The following is a 21,661-nucleotide window of genomic DNA, read 5'->3' on the forward strand; positions in this document are numbered from 1 at the left end:
CTCAGGTTTAGTCGAACGCCTACGCCTTCAGGACGGCTGATAGAGTCCACGTTTGTCGATCACGCGGCGTGCCTTGCCCACGGCGGTGCGTTCGATCGTCTCGGCGGCCTGCACCTTCACGATGGTGGTAATTCCGACAAGTGTTTTAATATGGTGCTGCAATTCGCGGCCGATGGAATCCATTTCCAGTTCGGTCATCCGATGTGAAAATTCAGGCCGCAACTCCGCAATGACATTCAGCGTGTCCATGTGGCCGTCACGCGAGACCACCAATTGATACTGGGGCGCGAGGTGTTGCTGTTTAAGAATGAGTTCTTCTATTTGGGTTGGGAACAGATTTACGCCACGGATGATGAGCAGGTCGTCTGAGCGACCGGTGATTTTGTCAATACGGCGCATGGAGCGCGAGGTGGGAGGCAACAGGCGGGTCAGGTCGCGCGTACGGTAACGAATGATGGGCAGGGCTTCCTTACTGAGCGAGGTAAACACGAGTTCGCCTTCTTCCCCGTCAGCTAGTACTTCACCCGTTTCCGGATTAATGATTTCCGGATAAAAATGGTCTTCCCATACGACTGGGCCATCCTTACTCTCAACGCATTCGCATGCAACACCCGGCCCCATCACTTCGGACAAGCCGTAGATATCGACGGCATCAATGCCAGCGCGCTGTTCAATTTCAGTGCGCATCGCATTGGTCCACGGCTCGGCGCCAAAAATGCCGATTTTGAGTGAACTGTCTGCCGCATCGAGTCCTTGGCGGGCAAACTCTTCGATCAGGTTGAGCATGTACGACGGCGTCACCATGATGATGGACGGTTTGAAGTCTACGATCAGCTGAACCTGCTTTTCGGTCTGCCCACCGGACATAGGAATGACGGTGCACCCCAGTTTTTCGGCTCCATAGTGCGCTCCGAGTCCACCCGTAAAGAGCCCATAGCCGTAGGCGTTATGCAGGATGTCGCCAGCCCGTCCCCCTGCCGCCTTGATCGAACGCGCTACCACACTCGCCCAGGTATCGATGTCCTTGCGGGTGTAGCCCACGACTGTTGGTTTGCCGGTGGTCCCACTGGATGCGTGGATGCGAACGACTTGTTCGCGCGGGACTGCGAACATGCCATATGGGTAATTGTTGCGTAAATCCGATTTGATCAGGAATGGAAACTTGGCCAGATCGCTCAAGGACTTTAGGTCAGACGGGTGGACACCCTTCGCATCGAATGACGCCCGGTAATGCGGAACGTTGTCGTATGCGTGCTGCAACGACCACTTCATGCGTTCCAGCTGAAGTGCCTGTAGCGCATCAGTGCTCGCCAGTTCAATCGATTCCAGGTCGGTGGGCCTGAGTCTGCTTTGCTCCATGGATGTCTCCTGTATTTATATCTGATGCAAGGCAGTACGGTGGTCCGTTCTACCTGGCGTCGACCGGGGACGATCCAGATAGGGCTATCGCCAGGAGCCAATTGCCGCTGGGTTCGAGCACCATCCATACAAAAGATGCACTATTGTGCATTATTTTTTGTGATTTACCATAATAAATATCAATTAAATGACTATTTCAGGGAAAACATGTAATATAAAGTCACAAATAATCGCTGAGATGGTCGGTAGCTTGCCCTGATTCCGGCGCACTACTAGCACAGAGAATTGCTCCACCCACTGGTCGCGGGTCTTATGGGCCAGAATTGTTGGTCGCCCTCAAGACCGATTGACTCGGGTTCACTTCAGACGATGGGGATGCGTGAATGCTGTAAGTCGGTCGTTGCGCACGAAACCACACAAGGTGATGCCAAGGCGGTCGGCCGCCTCGATCGCCAATGACGATGGAGCAGATACCGCACCCACCATTTCTATTCCGGCACGTGCCGCCTTGACAATGAGCTCCAGGCTGACGCGGCCTGAAAGCGTGACAACGCAACCAGCTGTGTTGATCCGATTCAACAGACAGCTCCCAATCACTTTGTCGAACGCGTTGTGCCGACCCAGATCCTCTGCACAGGCCAGCATGACGGCTTGAGGCGAAAACAGGGCTGCGGCGTGGGTTCCGCCGGTGAGATTAAAGACCGATTGACAGCTTTGCATGGCTTGCATCAGCGGTTCAAAACGGGCGGGTTCGAGACACAGGGTCTCGGGTACACGCGACAACCCACCGTATAGATCAGCAGCTTGGTCAATGCCGCCGCATAGACCGCATGAACTCGCAATCAATCCACTACGCCGGTTGCTGCGTACGCGTGAAGGGTCGACCAGAACCACCTTCACCACATCGGGAGCATCCGGACAAACTGCCAGCGATGCAATGTCGTCGATCGTATCGATCATACTTTCGGTTAACAAGAATCCAGCACATAGCGCGAGTGCCTCTGGCACCATCCCCTCGTTCAGAAGTCCCTCCTGTGGCAGGAAACCTGCTTCACCTGCTGCGTCGGTACGCGTCCACATCATGGTGTAGAGTCCAACTCCTTCGACATCGACAAACAGCGCCTGCTCATCAACGACCCAGCAGTCTTCCGATAGAACGGGTTGCGTGGAAGAAGGAAACCGATGCGCTCCAACTTGACGCATGCCACCGTACTGCGGTTGCATTTCAATCAGATCCACTCTGCGCATGATTCATCAAACTCAGGCTGGAACTGCCGCAGTCATGCGTCTGACGCTGACGCGCACGATGTCCGCACCAGAGCCGGTAGCATCGGTCAGTTCGAGCGACATCGGCGTAATAGCGTTCATGGTGGGCGCCTTAATTTTGGTCGCGTAAGGCGTTGCCCAATGGCCAAACTGACCCACAATGACCAAGGTGTCGGGTCGGATGCCCTGCGCTACGATGGCCGCGCCTTGGGTACTCCCAAGCACAGAAGTGATCTCCAACATATCGCCATCGTCAACACCGAGTCGGGCCGCAGCAGCCGTATTGATCATGATGCCACCGTGGCCCCTTACATTGCGCGAGAGCTCATCCATGAGTTGAATATCGACATTGCCACCTGCGTGATATTGCATACTTTTGGTAGCGATCAGCCAAAACGGAAAATCCTCTGGCTTTTGACCCTTGCGCACCAGCTCCCGCTCCCACAGCTCCGGAAAATCGTGCCAAACCGGTAGTGCCTGGTATTCCCCGAGTTGCTCGTCCCACCATCCAACATCGCCTTCATGCAACCGATTACCGAGCTCGCGCCCTGCGCGCATTAGACGCTCCTGATAGGGTAGTTCGAAGCGCAAATTGTTCTTTTTGATTGTCGGATATAGATACCACCCAGCCTTCGGATACGGTCGAGTCATAAACCCGTTGGTCTTGAACCAATCAAGACCATGAACCTCTTCTCCCTTCGTCAGGTCATGGCTGGCAGCATGGCACACTGCATTCCAGATGGAGTCGACAGAATGAACAACTGCAGGGTCGACCGAAAAATCTCGATCTTCAGTACGCAGCGGCACACCACAGGCGCCACTATTGATTGCCTTGTTGTACGCTTCGAGCAGGTTGGTGCGCTGAGCCAATTCTGTTGCTATCCACGTAAAGTCGCGCGCTTCGCCCTGTGGAGCCACCGCAGGTTGCCGCAGTATGTAACCTTGATGCTGCCAGTACTGTTCCATGAACTTGGTCTTGCCGAGACGTATCAACTGCGTGCTCTCCAGGTCACTGGCCTCTGGCAACAAGATGTCGGCCATGTGGTTGGTCTCATCTGGTGTGTAGACAAAACACACAGTGAACGGAAACGTTGCAATCGTCGCAGCTACAGAATCAGTATCCCAAAACGAAATCGCCGGATTGGTCCTATAAGCAAACCAGATCTCTGGCTTGCTCGGTGTATGCCAATTGGGTGGAACCTCTTTCTGAAACATCCAAGCCAAGTGCGTTGGACCCAACGCCTGGCTCCACGGCCCGTTGTTGCCAACGATAGGCACCAGCGTGCGGTGGGCATTGCGTCCACTAGGCGTCTTAAGCCAAGTCTCTTTCCCGGTCGGGTTCAGCTTGTTCAGCATGAAGCCGTCCGGACCAGGGGCCACACTTTGGTGTCTATCGTCGTGGGGTTTATTCAAGCGAACGGTGGTGCCCAGCGTGCCGCCGGGAACCTCAAGTGCACCAACCAGTACAGCCAGCATCGTTCGCGACCAGCAACATTCATAGGCGCCCCAACCATTGTTGACGGTTTTCCCTAACGTCACCGCGACGGGTCGATAAGGCAGCAACTCGCCATCCACCTCCACGGTCTGACCAACGCAGGCTTGATCAAGAAACTCGTTGGCAATACGTCGAATGGTTGATGCGGGTACATCACAAATTGCGGCTGCCCACTCAGGGCTGTACTTGTGCATGTGAGAAACCAGCATGAAAAATGAGGTCTCCGCAGAACAGTCTGTGTGTCGCCAGCGCTCTTCATCGACCCCAATCTCGATTGCATGCGCCACCACCACCCGCCCCTCCAACATAGGTTCAATGCCTGGCGTATCGTGAGGCACGGCCGCATTGCGGCTACTGTCCCATATCAAAGGTTTGAGACTGTCTGGGTCCCGCATGAAGTAGCCGTGAGGACCAACCAGATAAGGAGACGACGTAGTGTCACGTAAAAAGACAAGATCAAGACGCTCGCGTGGGTTCTCGTGCACCAGTATGTGAATCATGGCAAACATGAACGCTGGATCGGTCTTGGGTTTGATCGGCACCCATTCAGCCGAAGCCCCGGCTGTAATTGACAAATGCGGTTCAATCTGAACCCGTTGCGCGCCACGGACCCGCGCGGACGCATGGCGCGCCGCTGCGCATGGGCCGCCAGTGATTTCAACATTGGCGCCAAAAGACACAATGTAGTTGGCGTTAGGCGTATCGGCTGATACGGTGAAAGCGCGGTGCCAATACTCTCCGTAGAGGTGCTCCGAGTGCACACACTTGACGCCTTGACCGGACCCGAAGCTGTAGTCGATCATGCCCCAGGCCGACAAATAGGCTGGGAACGCGCCCATATAGCTAGCGGGCGTGCCACCATGACCAAAAGTGGCCGCCACGCGCGGCAGGCCTACTTCATCGATTAACCCACGGGCGCGAATATCGTTGAGCTTGGCCGCAACCAGATCAAGTGCCTCATCCCAACTAATGGGAACAAAACCAGGATCTTCGTTCCTCCCCTTGTTCGGGTTGGTGCGCTTCATCGGTGTCAGGATTCGGCTGGGGTTGTAGGTCTTCTGGATCAACCCATAGGCTTTTACACAGGGTTTCCCGTCAGCCGGGTGCATTCCAACACCAGAAAAATTGGGTCCAATTTCAGTGGCGACGCCGTCCGTCACCTTTACCGACAGAAGATCGGGGCCCGAAACACAGTTGTAGCAGTAAGTAGGAACTTGTCGGGTTCCAGAAGGCACCGTGCTGGTCATGAAAACTCCTTCGATAGGGTTTTATGGATTTATGCACTCACAATATAATGCAATATTTCCGTATGGTACACAAAATATGTATCATGTCAGCACTATTTGTTTTGTTTTTTTGCAAACCCCAGATATGCCTCAATGACTTTCGGATTTTTTGCCAGTTCGGCTGCAGCACCTTCCAGCACGATCTCGCCAGTTTCCAACACGTAACCGTAATCTGCCAATTGCAAAGCCGCACGGGCATTTTGCTCAATGAGCAAAGTGGCGACGCCGGTCTCACGCAATCGATCGATGATGTGAAATAGGTCTTTGACGATTTTCGGTGCCAGTCCGAGACTCGGCTCGTCCAGCATCAGCAGCTTGGGTTTGGCCATCAAGGCTCTACCCACCGCCAGCATTTGCCGTTCGCCCCCAGAAAGCGTCGCCGCATCCTGTTTCCTGCGTTCCAGCAACCGCGGGAACAACTGAAATACGTAATCCATCTGATCGGCATAACCAGGAGCACGTGTTCGGTAGCGGGGATAGCTGCCCAGCAACAAATTGTCTGCCACGCTCATGCTCCCAAACAACTCCCGCGTTTCCGGCACCAGGCTCATTCCCCATGCGACACGACGTTCGATGGCAAGGTCGCCCATATTTTGACCCTGAAATACCACTTCGCCACGCCCTGGCAGGCAACCCATGATCGCATTGAGCATGGTGGACTTACCCGCGCCATTGGGACCGATAACGGTAACAATCTGGCCAGATTGAACGCGGATGCTCGCACCATGCAGTGCCTCAACTTTGCCGTAACCCACACGCAGATCACGGACTTCAAGAATGGGATTACTCATCGATTCCACCCAGGTAGGCTTCTAGCACTGCGGGATTTTGCTGAATTTCCGCCGGTAAACCTTCAGCAATTTTGGAGCCAAATTCCATCACCACCAAGCGGTCTGTAAGGTTCATCACAAAGTCCATGTCGTGCTCAACGATCAAAATACTCATCCCTTCCGCCTTGAGCTTTTTAAGCAACTCAGCCAACGCAAGTTTTTCCTGGTACCGCAAGCCAGCCGCTGGCTCGTCTAGCAGGAGCAATAACGGATCACAACACAGTGCCCGCGCGATCTCCAGAATGCGTTGTTGTCCGAGTGCGAGGCTACCGGCCTCCTCGTACATGCAGTCCTTTAGTCCGACACGCTGCAACTGCCGTGCAGCCTCATGCAGCAGCGCTGCCTCCTCCTCTTGATTAGCGCACACGATACTGCGTGCAACGCCAGCGTGTCCGCGCAGATGCGCACCGATAGCAACGTTCTCAAGCACAGTCATGGTTGGCAGCAACTTCACATGTTGAAAGGTGCGGGCTATGCCTCGGTTGGCAATCTCACGCGACTGAAGTTTGTCGATGGGTTCGTTGCGAAACAGAATTTCGCCAGAGGTCGCTGGCAGCACGCCTGTTACCAAATTGAACATGGTTGATCTGCCGGCACCGTTTGGCCCGATCAGGCCATGATTTCGCCAGTCTTGACGATAAAGGAAAGGTCCTTTAATGCAATCAGTCCGCCGAATTGCTTGCGCGCATTTTTGACTTCAAGAATGGTTGTGCCAACAGTCGGCTTTTCACGTGCGGGAAGTTCGGCTGCCTGATTCGGAGCTGTTACGGATCGCGCCTGCGGGAAAATACGTCTTATAAATGGCCATAGCCCATCAGGCGCGTGTTGCAGCAACACAATCAGCAAGATTCCAAACACGATCATTTCGTAGTTTCCTGAGCCACCAATCAGCGCCGGCAGTATCCCCTGCAATTGGTCTTTCAGGATGGTCAGTAGCGATGCCCCAAGGATGGCCCCCCAAATATGGCCGGCGCCACCAATGACAGCCATGAATAGGTACTCAATACCGATATTGAGACTAAACGGACTGGGGTTAACGGAGCGCTGTAGGTGGGCGTACAGCCAGCCGGAAATCCCCGCAAGTACGGCAGCATAGACAAACACCACCGTCTTCATCCACGCCGTATTCACACCCATGGACTCTGCCATGACGCCGCCGCCTTTGAGGGCACGAATGGCGCGCCCAGGACGCGAGTTCAGCAGGTTGCGCGATGTAATGATCGCAACTATGACGACGATCCATATCAGGTAGTACATCTGGCGACCACCAGAAAGCGCTGTTCCGAACAAATGGATCGGCACGATGCCGCTAATGCCGTCGTACTTACCCAGGGATTCGAGATTGCCGAATAGGTAGTAGATCGACAAGGCCCAAGCAATCGTTCCGAGTGGCAGATAGTGCCCTGAAAGCGGCATCGTGATCGCGCCCAGCGCAAAAGCTGCCGATGCAGTGAGCGCTACGCCGATCAATAACGTAATCCATGGATCCAGTCCATAGGCGGTTGTCAAATATGCCGTGGTGTAAGACCCTATCCCCACAAATGCCGCCTGACCAAAAGACGTCAAGCCGGCCACGCCTGTCAGCAACACCAGTCCGATGGCTACCAAGCTATAAAGGCCGATATAGTTGGCCAGGGTAATCCAGTACTCTGGTGACGGCCCTACTGGCAGGAAGAGAACCAGTGCAATGAACAAAAGGAATGCAAAATGTTTCATGACAACTACTCTTCGTCCGTATGGCTGGAGGTGAACGACAGCCACAGCAGCACTGGAATGACCAATGTGAAGACAATCACTTCCTTGAAGGCGCTGGCCCAGAAGGATGAAAACGATTCCAACAACCCCACAGCGATCGCTCCAACCGCCGCAGCCGGATAACTTGCGAGCGCTCCGATGACGGCTGCGACAAATCCTTTGAGTCCGATCAGAAATCCGGAGTCATAGTAGATGGTTGTTACCGGCGCAATCATGATTCCAGAAATAGCACCCATGCCGGCAGCCAATGTGAAGGCCAATCGCCCTGCCTGCACAGTGCCGATTCCCATGAGCTGGGCACCCACACGGTTGATCGCGGTGGCGCGCAAGGACTTGCCGGGAAGTGTGTGCCCGAAGAACACATACAAAGCACCCATCAAGAGCAACGACACCAGAACGATGGTTATGCTTTGGCCGGTAATGGTAACGCCACCCAATTGAAATTGAGCATCGGAAAACGGTGCGGTTCGTGAACCTTCTGCCCCGAACATGACCAGACCAATGCCGACCAGCGCAAAGTGCACTGCGACCGAAACAATCAACAGAACTAGGACGCTTGCATGTGCCAGTGGCTGATAGACCACGCGATACAGCAGTGGCCCCATTGGCACGACAATCGCAAGCGTCAATCCAAGCTGAATGAACATAGGCAAATCGGCACCGATAACCGATTTTGCGATAGCGTACATGATGATCGGCAGCAGTAAATATTTGCCCGCGCAGAGTATCAACGTCCAGGGTAATGCACCCACACGTCTGGTTGCAAAATATCGCTTCCCAGCCTCGATCAATTCCATGATGAATGCGACAACTCCCAGAGCAACCAGTAGAGTTGCTGCTGATGCGAATTTGCCGCTTTGCAGAGCAGCCATCGTTAGCGCACCGTAGGCGACGAACTCACCCTGCGGTATAAAAATGACCCGTGTTACAGAGAACAGCAGTACGGTTGCGAGCGCCAGCAACGCATAAATGGCGCCTGTCGAAATGCCATCTTGCGCAAGAATGGCAGCGATTGAAAAATCCATGACGTCCTCTTCTTGGTGCCGATCGGAACAATCCGTTAGATGGCAACCGTGCATGTGTAACTTGCAAGCCAAAAAAACAGGGATAGTTGCCTATCCCTGCGGACGTCGCAATTATTTTGCTTCGCCGACGTACTTCCATTTACCGTCGACTACTTGCACCATGACGCGTGAACGCTGATCCAGGCCAAGGTGGTCGGTTGCGGTCATATTGATAATGCCGTGCGATGCGGCCAGGTCTTTGGTGTTTTCCAAGGCATCACGCAATGCTTGCTTGAATTCCTTTGTACCAGGCTGACCCTTTTTCAGCGCAGCAGGGACAGCATTTGCAAGGAGCAAACCGGCATCCCAGGCGTGCCCGCCAAATGCGGAAACCGAGCCAGGTCCATATGCAGTTTCATAGGCTGTTTTGTAACGCATTGAAGATTTCTTGACAGGATTGCTTTCTGGCAACTGTTCCGCCACCAGCAAAGGACCTGCTGGCAACAGAAGGCCTTCGCAATCTTTGCCGCAAACGCGCAGGAAATCATTATTGGCCACACCGTGAGTCTGGTATATCTTGCCTTTATAGCCACGCTCCACCAGCATTTTCTGCGGCAACGCGGCGGGTGTTCCAGAACCCGCAATTAAAACTGAATCTGGGTTGGCTGCCATGATTTTCAGCACCTGCCCCGTGACTGACGTATCGGTGCGAGCAAAGCGTTCGTTGGCGACAAGTTTCAAGTTGCGTGCTTCGGCGAGCTTGGAAAATTCGCGGAACCAACCCTCGCCGTAAGCATCCGAAAAACCAATGAATGCTGTGGTCTTGAAACCAGAATCAACCATGTGCGACGTAATTGCCGTCGCCATTTGCGCGTCATTTTGAGGGGTCTTGAAGACCCAGTGGCGCTTTGCGTCCATTGGGCCCACGATTGCAGCGGACGCTGCCATAGAAATCATCGGCGTTTCTGATTCCGCTGCCACATCCAGCATAGCCAACGAGTTTGGCGTTACGGTGGATCCAATGATTACATCGACCTTGTCTTCCGAGATCAATTTTCGGGTGTTCTTGACGGCAGTTGTCGTGTCGGATGCGTCGTCGAGCACGATGTATTCAACTGTCTTGCCGCCAATCTCTTTGGGCATGAGCCCAAACGTATTTTTCTCGGGAATTCCGAGAGATGCAGCCGGCCCGGTGGCACTCACCACTACCCCAACCTTGATCTGCGCCCATGCAGCACCGCTGCCTAGCAGCACTGCGACAGCGCTCACCTGAACCAATGTATTGCCTATTGCTCGTTTCATGTGTTGTCTCCTGTGGGTTAACTACTCTGTATCTTCTTCTACCGCTGCTATTTCAACATCTCTTCACGCCATTCAGTCAGCATGACGATCATGTTCACGGTCAGCAGCATCCCGTTACTCAATTTGCAGGCATCTGGTTTTGACAATTTTTCTGGTTTTGCTCTGCAAGCCGCAAGTGCGACTGTAACGCAGCAGAGACTACCACCAAATCAACTGTCGGATCAAATCAATATGCATTATATATCACTTTTTATGCAAAATAATGCTTTTTCTTTTTATTAAAATGTACTATGATTCATTTTTCAGAAATCCCGAGACACCAATCGGTGCAATGAGTGCCGTGCGTTGAACCGAGACTAAATAAGTAACCAACGAGGCTAAGGAACAAAGTGGCTACTCCTATTACATGGTGGAAATCAGGCAAACCTGTGACACAGGCAGGCATATACGGGCCACTTGTCACAATCACCATTGATGGAAAGCAGGCCACGGCTCCTGCCGGCAGTTCAGTTCTGTCTACCGCCGTCGCTGCTGGCGTCTACATCCCCGCGTTGTGCGCGCATCCGGATTTACCACCCTCTTGCCAGCGCGGCACGGACGATGGTGACGGTGCGTGTAATTTGTGCGTGGTGCAGGTGGCTGGACACCAAGGTCTGCAGAAATCCTGCTCGTTGCCAGTGGAAGCAGGCCAGGTCATTTCCAGCACAACACCGGAAATACAGCGACTGCGTGAACAAAGCATCGCCAAAACGTTGGGAACGCATCCACATGTCTGCTTGACATGCCCCCAACGCGATGGCTGCAGTCGCACAACCTGCTCTTACGGTAACCCGGTAGAGACCCGCTGCTGCTCTATATTTAATAGCTGCGAGCTGCGCAAGGTGAGCGATTACGTTGGAATCCCCAATACCACCCCGCCCTACAAGCCAATAGCGTTGCCCGTGGTGCTGGACGAGCCATTCTATGACCGCGACTACAACCTATGCATTGACTGTCGGCGTTGCCTGGTCGCGTGCAACGACGTGCGTGGCGTCGGATGCCTGGAGATCAAGGAGACCAATGGTCGCAAATGGGTCGGCACGATTGCACCGACTCTGATTGAGTCAGGTTGCAAATTTTGCAGTGCCTGTGTCGAAGTTTGCCCTACTGGTGCACTGATGGATCGCACCCTGAATGTTTCTCGCAAGCAGGAAACACAAGTACCCTGCAAGGCCACCTGTCCAGCCGGCATCGATGTTCCCCGCTATGTCCAACTGGTCGGACTCGGAAAATACAGCGAAGCAACCGCGGTAGTGCGGGAAAAGCTTCCATTTCCCGGCATTCTCGGACGTGCCTGTTTCAGCCCCTGCGAGACGGCTTGCCGCCGCAAGCACCTGGACGAACCGCTGTCCATTCGCAGCTTGAAGCGCATTGCCGCTGACAACGACACCGGCCTGTGGCGCGCGATGTCCAAACAACTGCCACCCACCGGGCGACGCGCTGCAGTCATCGGCGCCGGGCCAGCTGGCCTGACCGTAGCCTTTTATCTGGCCAAAAAAGGGCATTCCGTTACCGTTTTCGATGCGCTCGCTGCGGCCGGTGGCATGGCGCGTTATGGAATACCGTCCTATCGTATCCCCTTGCATGTCATCGACAATGAAGTGGCCGAGGTTGAAAAACTGGGCGTCGAGTTCCGCTTCAATACCCGCATCGAGAAAATCGCAGATCTGCTGGAGCAAGGCTTCGAGACCGTCTTTATCGGCATCGGAGCGCAAGGTGGCGACAAGCTAGGCATCCCCGGTGACGACTTGCCCAATGTAGTGGACAGCCCGACCTTCCTGCGCGCCGCCACACAGGGCAAAGTCAATACACCAGATTCCAACATCAGTGTTGGCCTGCGAGTCGCCGTCATCGGAGGGGGCAACGTCGCCACCGACAACAGCCGGACCTCACGGCGGTTGGGCGGCGCGCAGGTGGACATGGTCTACCGCCGTACGCGCGATGAAATGCCAGCGCGTGAGGATGAGGTCCAGGGCTGCCTCGACGAAGGCGTAAATCCACGCTTTTTGACGACGCCCAAGAAAATCGAATCTAACGCCAGCGGCACCAGTCGGCTCACCGTTACCTACGCCAAGATGGCACTGGGTGAGCCCGATGCCAGCGGACGGCGCAGACCAGTGGAACTTGCCGACAGCGAATTTCAGGAAGATGTTGACCTGGTCATTGCCGCCATTGGCCAGCATGCGCAAAGCTTTGACGGTTTTGGCGTACAAGTTGGCAAGGCCGGACGCATACAGGTGCGTGAAGACTCGATGCTGACCAGCCGCCCAGGCATATTTGCCGGTGGTGATGTGGTTCTCGGCCCAGCAAGCCTGATTGAGGCCGTGGCACAAGGACGCAAGGCAGCTGGCGCCATGGACGCTTTCCTCGGTGGCGATGGAAACATCGAAGAAAAACTATTGCCAGAAGAGTGGGATACCGACCCGTACATTGGACGTGATGAGGGCTTCAACCAAGTCCGTCGCCACCACCCGATCTTTATTGCGAAAGACCAACGCGATAACTGGGACGAGGTGGAACTCGGCTTTGATGCAACGACTGCGCAGGCCGAAGCCTTGCGTTGCCTGAAATGCAACTTGGCTAACCAACTCGAAGGCATGGCTATGCCACCCGAAGCGTGGCTCGATTTTGTGGCCAATGTAGTGGCCACAACAACCGAAGTATCCGGAGTGTTCCACCTGCTTGACGCAGACAAGAACGTACTGATGATCAAAGGTGTCGAAAGCCTGCGGCAAGGACTCTCCGAACAGTTGGGCCGTAACGAAGCGGCAAAGTTTTTCACACTGGAAGAAGCGCCCATGTATACGCAGCGTGAAAGCCAGTTCATGCAGGCCTATTTGCAGCAGCACGGCAAGATGCCCGGTGGCGGATCGGATGAACTCGATGACCTCTTTTGAAGCCACCGAGAAGACCTACCCCATCCAAATCAATTTTACCCAAGAGAAGACCGTATGACCGAATGGAAAACCATCACCTGCACATCCGTCGATGGCCTCGCCACGTTGACGCTTAACAAGCCGCCATTTAACGTACTCGATATAGAAATGATGGTCGAGATCAACGCGGCGTTGGATCAACTTGCGAGTGACAGCAGCGCACGCGTTCTGGTCATTACCGGCGCTGGCGAAAAGGCATTTTCAGCAGGAGTTGATGTGGCTGACCACACGGCGGACAAGGTGGACCGCATGATCGAGGTTTTCCACGGAATCTTCAGGCGGCTTGAGCAAATTACGGTGCCAGTCATCGCGTCACTGAACGGCGTGGCATTGGGCGGCGGATGTGAATTGGCATTGGCCTGCGACATGATCGTCGCGTCGAGCCATGCCAAGGTTGGCCAGCCCGAGATCAAACTGGGCGTTTTCCCGCCGATTGCCGCCATTCTGTTACCACGCATGCTGCCACCCACGAAAGCCTACGAAATGTTACTGGGCGGTGGCAACATCGATGCGGCAGAGGCCTATCGACTCGGCCTCGTCAACAAAGTAATCCCCAAAGAGACGTTCACCCAAGAGAGCGGAGCGTTCGTCAACCAGTTTCTCGGGTTAAGTAAAACCGCTCTGGTTTACACCAAAAAGGCGATTCGAGCGGCGGCAGGCAAGTCGTTCAGTGATGCACTGGCGGTCGGTGAAGCGATATACCTGCAGGAATTAATGCCCACTGCGGATGCCAACGAAGGGCTCAATTCCTTCATGCAAAAGCGTCCCCCGGTTTGGCAACACCAATAAATAGTGACACCTAGGAGAAATACATTGATACCAACCCATATTGACTGCTGGCAGATGACAGAGCCCGGCACGCTCACCCAGACACGCGTTCCCATGCCGGCGTTGCAGGCCGGAGAAGCCTTGGTCGAAGTCAGAGGATGCGGCGTATGCCACACCGACATTTCCTACTTTTACATGGGTGTTCCAACTGAACACAAGCCGCCACTGACCCTGGGGCACGAGATCAGCGGTGTAGTGGTCGCTGGTCCTGCCAATCTGATTGGCAAGGAAGTGATCGTGCCAGCCGTCATGCCCTGCAATGAATGCGAGATTTGCAAGTCTGGACGTGCCAATCGTTGCCTCTCCCAAAAAATGCCAGGCAATTCATTGGGCATATACGGTGGATTTGCCAGCCACATCCCGGTACCGGCTGCAGACCTGTGCATTGTGGGTGACCGCGGTGGCGTGCCACTGGAACACCTGTCGGTGGTTGCCGATGCGGTAACCACGCCCTATCAAGCAGGCGTACGTGGACGCATCAGCCCGGGCGACCGCGTCGTGGTTGTTGGCGCAGCAGGCGGCGTCGGCAGCTTCATGACGCAAGTGGCCAAGGGCATGGGTGCAACCACCGTGATTGGCATTGATGTCAACGAAGACAAACTCAAGACGATGCTGAACTATGGTGCCGATTTCACCATCAACCCACGCGGCAAGACCAACAAAGAGGTCAAGGAAGCGATCAAAGCCTATTGCAAAGAACAGAATATTCCGTCCAATTACGGTTGGAAAATTTTCGAAGTGACCGGCGTCAAAGCAGGTCAAGAACTGGCGCTTTCGCTACTGTCCTTTGTTGGCACTTTGGTGATTGTTGGATACGGCACCGACGAAACCAGTTACATGCTGTCGCGTCTTATGGCCTTTGATGCTGAACTCATCGGCACCTGGGGTTGCTCGCCACACGCCTATCCCAAGGTACTGGAAATGTGCCTAGATGGCCGCATCGAACTCGGCGCATTTGTAGAAACACGGCCCATGAGCCAGATTCAGCAGGTTTTTGAAGCAGCACACCACGGCAAGCTCGCAAAGCGCGTCATTCTCACCCCCGATTTCAACTGAAGGAGCATCACCATGACCGACATGTCACTAAGCTGGTTACCCCGAGAAAACACTCTCAAGGACCATCAACTCTTCGATAACCAGCGCTTTTCTGATTCGGCGCCCGGCGTAATCTACGAAGCACGGCCAGTGCTTGACGCCAACGGAGCAGCCGTTGACGGATTGTTCTCCGCATGGATATGGCTCAACAATCCGACGCAATACAACTCCTATACGACCGACATGGTCAAGGCCATTATTGCGGGCTTTCAGAAAGCATCCAGCGACCGTACGATCGTCGCAGTGGTCTTTACCGCTGTCGGCGACAAGGCATTCTGCACGGGCGGCAATACGGTCGAATACGCCAGCTACTACGCCAAGCGCCCCAACGAATACGGCGAATACATGGACCTTTTCAACGCCATGGTCGACGGCATTCTCAATTGCAAAAAACCTGTCATCTGCCGGGTCAACGGCATGCGCGTCGGTGGCGGTCAGGAAATTGGAATGGCGTGCGATATCACCGTTTCCAGCGACATGGCGATCTACGGTCAAGCTGGCCCCAAGCACGGATCTGCACCCGACGGTGGTTCAACCGACTTCCTGCCCTGGTTTCTGTCGATGGAAGACGCGCTTTACAACTGCGTCTCATGCGAGACCTGGAGTGCCTACAAGATGAAAATGAAGGGCCTGATCACCAAGGCGGTGCCGGTATTGAAGAAGGACGGCAAGTTCATCCGCAATCCGCAAGTCAAGACGGCCGACTACCTTGAAGACGGTGAAATCGTCTACGGCGAGCCAGTAGCGGCTGCCGACGTTGCCAAGGCCAAAGAGTTGATCGCGTCTGCCACGGTTGACTTTGAGCTGCTCGACAAAGAAGTCAATGGGTTGATCTGGAAGTTCTCCAACCTGTTCCCGCACTGCCTGATGAAGTCCATTGACGGCATTCGTGGCAAGAAGAAGTTCTTCTGGGATCAGATGAAGTTGCCAAATCGCCATTGGCTCGCTGCCAATATGAACTTCGAGGCTTACCTCGGCTTCAATGCGTTCAGCACCAAGAAGATCACCGGCAAAGATTTGATCGACTTCATCAAGTATCGCCAGATGATGGCTGAGGGCGCGCCTATGGATGATGCGCTGACCTCCGCTGTGCTGGGCAAACCAAAGGCATAACACGACAACGCGGGCGCATGGGTGCGCTCGCGCGTCAAAGGCCGTGCAGCGCACCGCCTTATAAGGACTCGCATGCTACTCAACAAAAAAGTGGCTCTCATTACGGGAGCTGGACAGGGTTTGGGCGCGGCAATTGCGCAGGCATTTGCCAAGCAAGGTGCCCTCGTAGCCGTAGCCGACATCCATGCTGCAGCGGCAGACGGCGTCGCGGCAGCGATCAACGCCAACGGCGGAACGGCGCTAGGCTTTACCTGCAACGTTGCTGACCGTGCGCAAGTCAACGCCATGGCCGCAGACATTGCCGCTCGCCTGGGCAAGATCGACATATTGGTCAATAACGCCGGAATCATCCGCCCGGCCATGCTGCACAAGATGAGTGAAGAAGACTGGAATGCAGTGCTCGATGTGCACCTCAAAGGCAGTTTCAACTGCTTGCAGGCCGTGGTAGCAGGCATGATGGAAGCGCGCAGTGGTCGCATCATTAACGTGACCTCCACCGCCGGCGTGCTGGGCACTATCGGCCAGATCAACTACAGCGCAGCCAAGGCGGGCATCGTCGGCATGACAATGTCTGCAGCCAAAGAACTGGGCAAATTCAACATCACCGTCAACGCCATTGCACCCGGTGCCGCCACACCCATGACGGAAGTGATACGCACCGATGATCGTTTCAAAGACGCCTACCTGGCGCGCCTTCCCCTGGGACGATGGGCACAGCCAGACGAGGTGGCGCCGGCCTTCGTTTTCCTGGCTTCTGACTGGGCCAGCTACGTCACTGGTCAAATTCTGGGCGTTGATGGCGGTCTGACGATCCGCTAAATTGTCGCCTCGACAGCACCGGGGTTAGCGTGCCCTAGTTGCCAGATTTACGTAAAAAAAAATGGCTATAGCCCTCGTAGAATATACGTAGCCAGCTCTCAAAGATATAGCATTTCTTGGTCTACGTACCGACTGAGCGTGATGCCAACTTTGACCCGTTGGCATGGTTGCGGTATCTGCCCACGACACCAACCATATTCCAAAGCACCGAACAGGATGCCAAGCCAAAGCACAGCGCAGCCGGGTAGGAAAACACCGTTGGCCACAATGCTGCGGCGGCACATGCCGCCAATGCAACAAGATGCAATCGCAGTTGCTGGCGCTGTGCTTTTTCTGGCAAGAGCGCCTTGACGTTAGGCACCTCGCCTTTAACGTCCGAGCGGGACTGCAAATGGAACCATACAAGAAAAGGCACGATCTTGCACAACATGCCGTTGATGAAAGACAGAGCTGCGCCAAAGATGGCCAAAACCCCGAGAAGTACACCCGATTGCGGAAAGTTCAACACGGAAAATTGTTGTGAAATCCAGACCAATGCTGCAAGTACCACACTCACCATGCCGACGCGCCAGTACTCCAGAGTGACATCGGGAAGCCGCCGGCGGCGGCGGCGTTGCAGATTGAGCGTAATGCCCGCCAGAAGGCAGTAGGCACCCCCAAGCATGCAAGTGAATAACAGACCCATCCCCTGCCACACCGCACCAGTGCCGTGCCATTTGACAAAAGACCACGCCAGCAATATCAACAAAATCGCAGGCGAGAGTCTGCGCACCAGCCACTGCGGGTAATTGGCGGTCATCTGAAACATGGGCACGATGTGGTAAGCCACTCCTGCCAACAGCAGCCCGGTCCATCCCATCAACCCCCACGCTGGATGAAGGTCTGCCAATGACAAATTGGGTAGCGCCAATCCCCATGCTCGACTCACGGCCAAGGTCAGGCCTAGCACCATCGTGGCGCCGAGGGCCACGAGGGCCAGAGCCATGGCAATAGCCGTGTCGGTCCAATTACCCGTGCGCGACAAAACCACGAGCATGACCACCACAAATACCGTTAACCCAATGCCCAGCATCGTGATAGCCAGTTTCAAGATGTTTGGCGATTCAAACAGCAGACCGCCAGCAAACAGCAGGACACCCAGCACCAACGCAACATGCACGATGCCTGCAAACAACCTGGGTCGAGGCACCGGGGTTCCCGCCAGCACCGGAAGCATCTGGATCATGGCCCCTGCCATCACCATGGCCATGTAGCCCAAAGTCAGCAAATGAACCGCTGCCAAGGTGGCAGGCGACCATCGCGATGCCATCAGGTCCTCACCGCTCCAAAGCAAAACAATCGATGAAAGCAGTGCAAACAGGGGTGCGCTAAGGAAAAACCGCAAAGGCACCGAAATTGGCGGAGCCTGTTGAAAATTGAGACCACTCGGCTGCATAGCTATGTCTGACCTCCCACCCGATATCAGGTAGCAGCCTACAAGGCCGCACCGGCACGCGTCAGCAATGCAGTCGCTTCTGCTCCAAAGGTCTGGTCCATCATGTGATAGAGCATTTGCTCCTCTTTCATGTTGTGTTGCTGCGTTAGCACCATCAGCGTTTCGGACAGTCCCAGATACCCATCACGGTCGTTGGTTTCGACGCTTTGCGCCATATCCGCGATAAGCTTTCTCATCTGCTGATGCTCCGAACGCATGACAACAGTCGGGCCCCCTTGCATCCCGGACTTGGTTTCAAAGGCCGGGAATAGAATTTCTTCCTCCATCACGAGATGGCGTTCAATCTCTGCACAAAAGTTCGCGAACTCGGTCTTCGCTTTGGGCCACTTGCCATTGGCAACGCTCTCCTCGGCAAGGGCAAAAATGTCATCACAAGCGCGATGGTCATTCGTCATGAAGTCTGTAATGCTGGCCATGTGGTCTCCTTGTTTAAGCCGCAAATCTTATGCGGTCCACACCCTGCAAAGCCTTGATGTAAATTAGCTCTGTGTCACAGCGCCACAAGTTATCGCATTTGTTTTTCCACTGGATTAGCCCCAGTATTGCAACCCGTAATCCCTGGTGTTGCCCGTGCCAACCAGAATATGGGTTTTCCAGAATCGGGATTGCCGGTCTTCTGGAGCATCGGTTCTGCATCGGGATCTGCTAGTGACGCAATGCGCGCTCGGCGAATTGCAGCGCTCAACTTCTTGGGATCAGACTCGGTACCGCTTTCGATAACCTTTTCGAACAGCGTCTCGAACTGCTGGATGCCGATGCGACGCGTCTCGCCGGAGCCCACTACCAGGCGTGCGCATTCGACAATTTCCAGTGCCAATTCGACATCCTGCACCGCAAATCCGAGCCGCTTGACCGCGCCTAACCAGCGTTCAATCAACGACTGCTCAGCTAGATAGCGCGCGGTGTCCCGCGTTTTGAGATCGACCACCCGAATGGCGTTTTGAACGCTCATCCATGCAGCCAGGTGTCGTCCGGCCTCGCGGGTCAACTGGTACCCAGTCGCGATGCCACCGGCCTCGCGATCCAGCGCCAAAATGCCTTCGAGTCGGTCAAGGTAGAGCGTGGCGTAGGCTGCGTCTTGGCAGTCAATCAGCCGCGCCACACCGGTGTCGAGCACAAAGTGCGTCTGCTCAGGAAACTTCTGGTATACACGTTCAAGGGGCGTCATAACAATACGAACATGCGTTGCAACCGAACCTTGTGACCTCTTCCGCAACACCAGCAGGAATATGAGCGCGGTTTCGATAGAAAATCGTGCCGCGCCTTCGGGTAGTGATGTGACATATAAAGCCTATCGTTACCTATCGATCGTTTCCAGACGAGAACAACGTCAGCAATTTGTCTGTTCGGCGCCTATCGACGCGCAGGCAAGTCACCCCTGCATCAATGCCATTACAACTTTGCGCCCTGTCGCTGAACCGGTACTCCCCGGCCTCGAACCGGCAGACGTGGTAGCGCATAGCCTTGCAGAAAGGCCGCTGGCACAATCACGGTGTACTTAAGCAACCATCCGCCCGAAGCTGCCAGCAAGCCAGCGGCCGCAGCCAACCATGCACCGCCCATAGAAGGCATTGCCAGTGAAAGCAGCAGCAATGCCAAAGCAACCCAATGACCGATTTTGACAAACGCGAAATCGATGGAATCCAATGCTGCCAATGTTTGCTTGGGTGCTGCGCTGTCACCCAGTTCCGCACGATACGATCGCCACAGCAAAGCGCGCGCAATGATCAATAGAGCCAACACAACCACAACCCCGGTTACCGGCGACCGAGCACCCAAAAGCACTGCGCCAAGCACCAACAGACCCGCACCTTCGGTCAGCCCTGTCACAAAAAACAATGGCCCCGTGCGCCGCGCACGCCAAGCGGGAACCCCTTTGGCTGCGTAAACCATACGAGCCTGGCAATACAAGAATGAAAACGCCAGCAGCGCGGTTAGCCAGATCCACAATGCGCTCCCAGTCCACACTGCCATCGCGCCGCACATGAATAGTGGGCCAGCCACCATGGCTTCGCGGGTCATCCAGGACGTATGGACGTGACGAAACACATTCAAAGAGCGGAATGGGCGTCCGATCTCCAGTGCAACCGAGAAAAGCCCCAACGCAATCAAAAGGAGCCCAGAAATACCAAACGGTCGATAAGCCACTTCGGCCCCCGAAAAGACGGCAGCGAAGATCAACAAACTGCAACCACTGCCGCCACAGATGAAATTCCCGGCGGCCCGCCAGTCCCAGTTCGTCTGGTGACGGGCTTTGAAGAATGATTCGCTTTTCATGTCTTGTCCCACAAGTAATACAGCCCAGGATCGGTTCCCAATTCTTCATGCATGCGGAAGTGTTGATTCTCACGCAACAGGGTTGAGACGTTGCTATTCACATCGTCACGATCGCCGAATGCCATGGCACTGGTGATACATGAATTGACGCAGGCCGGCGTCACCTCGGGATCTACCCCCGGAGTAAGACCACTCAACTCGGCAGAGTCAATGCGGCTGATGCAAAAAGTACATTTGGTGGCAACGTTGACACGTTTGGGGTCAGCGCGCATGGCTTCCGATGCACTGGCAGTTTCGTTATAGGCAAAGTCCATCTTGTGCACAACGTCTCGCGCTTGGTAGGGACACGCAACCACGCAGTAGCCGCAACCGATGCAGACGTCGTAGTCGATGGTGACCAAACCATCCGCACGCTTCTTTGTTGCCTGCGAAGGACACACCTCCACGCATGGGGGCTCACCGCAGTGCATGCAGCCGACGGGCACGAAGCTGCGTCGAACGTCAGGGAATTCACCGGTTTCAACGTCAAGAACCTTGCGCCACTGCACGCCGGGCGGCGTGGCATTGGCGTGGCGACAGGCTGCAGTGCAGGTCTGGCAACCAATGCAACGCCGTAGATCCACGACCATTACATAACGTGTCATGCAGCCACCTTTATTTGATTCAGTTTTACAAATTTATTTAAAATTCCGTATCAGTTTATGATGGAACATATTCGATGTCAACATCGGCAGGAATACAACAACATTTATGTTTTATATG

The 21,661-nt window shown here is 54.8% G+C and carries 18 protein-coding genes and 2 pseudogenes; 7 read left to right on the top strand and 13 right to left on the bottom strand.

Annotated elements, in window-relative coordinates; all coding sequences use genetic code 11:
* Positions 1 to 27: 27 nt before the first annotated feature.
* The 7 genes and pseudogenes from paaK to IPI80_RS13900 form a co-directional block, all read right to left on the bottom strand.
* Positions 28 to 1,359 (bottom strand): phenylacetate--CoA ligase PaaK, encoded by a 1,332-nt coding sequence (paaK, locus tag IPI80_RS13870; RefSeq protein WP_413861048.1) that lies wholly within the window; start codon positions 1,357 to 1,359, stop codon positions 28 to 30.
* Positions 1,360 to 1,716: 357 nt separating this feature from the next.
* Positions 1,717 to 2,598, bottom strand: a complete 882-nt coding sequence (gene fdhD / locus IPI80_RS13875; protein ID WP_413861050.1) for a formate dehydrogenase accessory sulfurtransferase FdhD — start codon at positions 2,596 to 2,598, stop codon at positions 1,717 to 1,719.
* Positions 2,599 to 2,619: 21 nt separating this feature from the next.
* Entirely contained in the window at positions 2,620 to 5,367 is a 2,748-nt protein-coding gene (locus IPI80_RS13880; protein ID WP_413861052.1) for a molybdopterin-dependent oxidoreductase, read from the bottom strand.
* 92 nt (positions 5,368 to 5,459) lie between these two features.
* Positions 5,460 to 6,197, bottom strand: a complete 738-nt coding sequence (locus IPI80_RS13885; protein WP_413861164.1) for an ABC transporter ATP-binding protein — start codon at positions 6,195 to 6,197, stop codon at positions 5,460 to 5,462.
* Positions 6,190 to 7,952: pseudogene (locus IPI80_RS13890) on the bottom strand (ABC transporter permease subunit). Before IPI80_RS13890 ends, IPI80_RS13885 begins: the two are co-directional and overlap by 8 nt.
* A 5-nt stretch (positions 7,953 to 7,957) precedes the next feature.
* A complete protein-coding gene (locus IPI80_RS13895) occupies positions 7,958 to 9,016 on the bottom strand; it encodes a branched-chain amino acid ABC transporter permease (RefSeq protein WP_413861054.1) in 1,059 nt (352 codons plus the stop codon).
* A gap of 111 nt (positions 9,017 to 9,127) precedes the next feature.
* Positions 9,128 to 10,297: an ABC transporter substrate-binding protein gene (locus tag IPI80_RS13900; protein ID WP_413861056.1), complete on the bottom strand. Its 1,170-nt coding sequence runs from the start codon at positions 10,295 to 10,297 to the stop codon at positions 9,128 to 9,130.
* Between the two features lie 81 nt (positions 10,298 to 10,378).
* Between IPI80_RS13900 and IPI80_RS13905 the strand changes: the two genes are divergently transcribed.
* Positions 10,379 to 10,579, top strand: coding sequence for a hypothetical protein (locus tag IPI80_RS13905; RefSeq protein WP_413861058.1), 201 nt, complete (start codon positions 10,379 to 10,381; stop codon positions 10,577 to 10,579).
* Between the two features lie 146 nt (positions 10,580 to 10,725).
* Positions 10,726 to 10,947: pseudogene (locus tag IPI80_RS13910) on the top strand (2Fe-2S iron-sulfur cluster-binding protein); the annotation flags it as partial.
* Here IPI80_RS13910 and IPI80_RS13915 read toward each other — a convergent pair.
* Positions 10,867 to 11,061 carry a hypothetical protein gene (locus tag IPI80_RS13915; protein WP_413861170.1) on the bottom strand — a complete coding sequence of 65 codons (195 nt, stop codon included), beginning with the start codon at positions 11,059 to 11,061 and terminating at the stop codon, positions 10,867 to 10,869. The pseudogene IPI80_RS13910 and the gene IPI80_RS13915 sit on opposite strands and share 81 nt — an antisense overlap.
* A 117-nt stretch (positions 11,062 to 11,178) precedes the next feature.
* Here IPI80_RS13915 and IPI80_RS13920 point away from each other — a divergent pair, with 117 nt between their 5' ends.
* The 5 genes from IPI80_RS13920 to fabG all read left to right on the top strand — a co-directional run bounded on the left by IPI80_RS13920 (position 11,179) and on the right by fabG (position 17,127).
* Positions 11,179 to 13,233 (top strand): FAD-dependent oxidoreductase, encoded by a 2,055-nt coding sequence (locus IPI80_RS13920; protein ID WP_413861166.1) that lies wholly within the window; start codon positions 11,179 to 11,181, stop codon positions 13,231 to 13,233.
* Positions 13,234 to 13,287: 54 nt separating this feature from the next.
* Positions 13,288 to 14,061: an enoyl-CoA hydratase/isomerase family protein gene (locus IPI80_RS13925; RefSeq protein WP_413861060.1), complete on the top strand. Its 774-nt coding sequence runs from the start codon at positions 13,288 to 13,290 to the stop codon at positions 14,059 to 14,061.
* A gap of 24 nt (positions 14,062 to 14,085) precedes the next feature.
* Positions 14,086 to 15,156 (top strand): 6-hydroxycyclohex-1-ene-1-carbonyl-CoA dehydrogenase, encoded by a 1,071-nt coding sequence (gene had / locus IPI80_RS13930; RefSeq protein WP_413861062.1) that lies wholly within the window; start codon positions 14,086 to 14,088, stop codon positions 15,154 to 15,156.
* A gap of 12 nt (positions 15,157 to 15,168) precedes the next feature.
* On the top strand, positions 15,169 to 16,308 hold the full coding sequence (gene oah, locus IPI80_RS13935) for a 6-oxocyclohex-1-ene-1-carbonyl-CoA hydratase (protein ID WP_413861064.1): 1,140 nt from the start codon (positions 15,169 to 15,171) through the stop codon (positions 16,306 to 16,308).
* A gap of 72 nt (positions 16,309 to 16,380) precedes the next feature.
* Complete coding sequence (gene fabG / locus IPI80_RS13940) at positions 16,381 to 17,127, top strand: 3-oxoacyl-ACP reductase FabG (protein ID WP_413861066.1); 747 nt, start codon at positions 16,381 to 16,383, stop codon at positions 17,125 to 17,127.
* A 121-nt stretch (positions 17,128 to 17,248) separates the two neighbouring features.
* Here fabG and IPI80_RS13945 read toward each other — a convergent pair whose 3' ends face one another.
* From IPI80_RS13945 to IPI80_RS13965, 5 genes are all read right to left on the bottom strand, one after another.
* Positions 17,249 to 18,436 carry a hypothetical protein gene (locus IPI80_RS13945; RefSeq protein ID WP_413861068.1) on the bottom strand — a complete coding sequence of 396 codons (1,188 nt, stop codon included), beginning with the start codon at positions 18,434 to 18,436 and terminating at the stop codon, positions 17,249 to 17,251.
* A gap of 164 nt (positions 18,437 to 18,600) precedes the next feature.
* On the bottom strand, positions 18,601 to 19,038 hold the full coding sequence (locus tag IPI80_RS13950; RefSeq protein ID WP_413861070.1) for a hemerythrin domain-containing protein: 438 nt from the start codon (positions 19,036 to 19,038) through the stop codon (positions 18,601 to 18,603).
* 89 nt (positions 19,039 to 19,127) lie between these two features.
* Positions 19,128 to 19,790 carry a DUF6537 domain-containing protein gene (locus IPI80_RS13955; RefSeq protein ID WP_413861072.1) on the bottom strand — a complete coding sequence of 221 codons (663 nt, stop codon included), beginning with the start codon at positions 19,788 to 19,790 and terminating at the stop codon, positions 19,128 to 19,130.
* A 224-nt stretch (positions 19,791 to 20,014) separates the two neighbouring features.
* Positions 20,015 to 20,899 (bottom strand): DmsC/YnfH family molybdoenzyme membrane anchor subunit, encoded by an 885-nt coding sequence (locus tag IPI80_RS13960; protein ID WP_413861074.1) that lies wholly within the window; start codon positions 20,897 to 20,899, stop codon positions 20,015 to 20,017.
* On the bottom strand, positions 20,896 to 21,543 hold the full coding sequence (locus IPI80_RS13965) for a 4Fe-4S dicluster domain-containing protein (RefSeq protein WP_413861076.1): 648 nt from the start codon (positions 21,541 to 21,543) through the stop codon (positions 20,896 to 20,898). The genes IPI80_RS13960 and IPI80_RS13965 overlap by 4 nt, the downstream gene beginning before the upstream one ends.
* Between the last annotated feature and the right edge of the window lie 118 nt (positions 21,544 to 21,661).

This window comes from Candidatus Aalborgicola defluviihabitans (assembly GCF_016705985.1).
In the GTDB taxonomy this organism is placed as follows: domain Bacteria; phylum Pseudomonadota; class Gammaproteobacteria; order Burkholderiales; family Burkholderiaceae_C; genus Allorhodoferax; species Allorhodoferax defluviihabitans.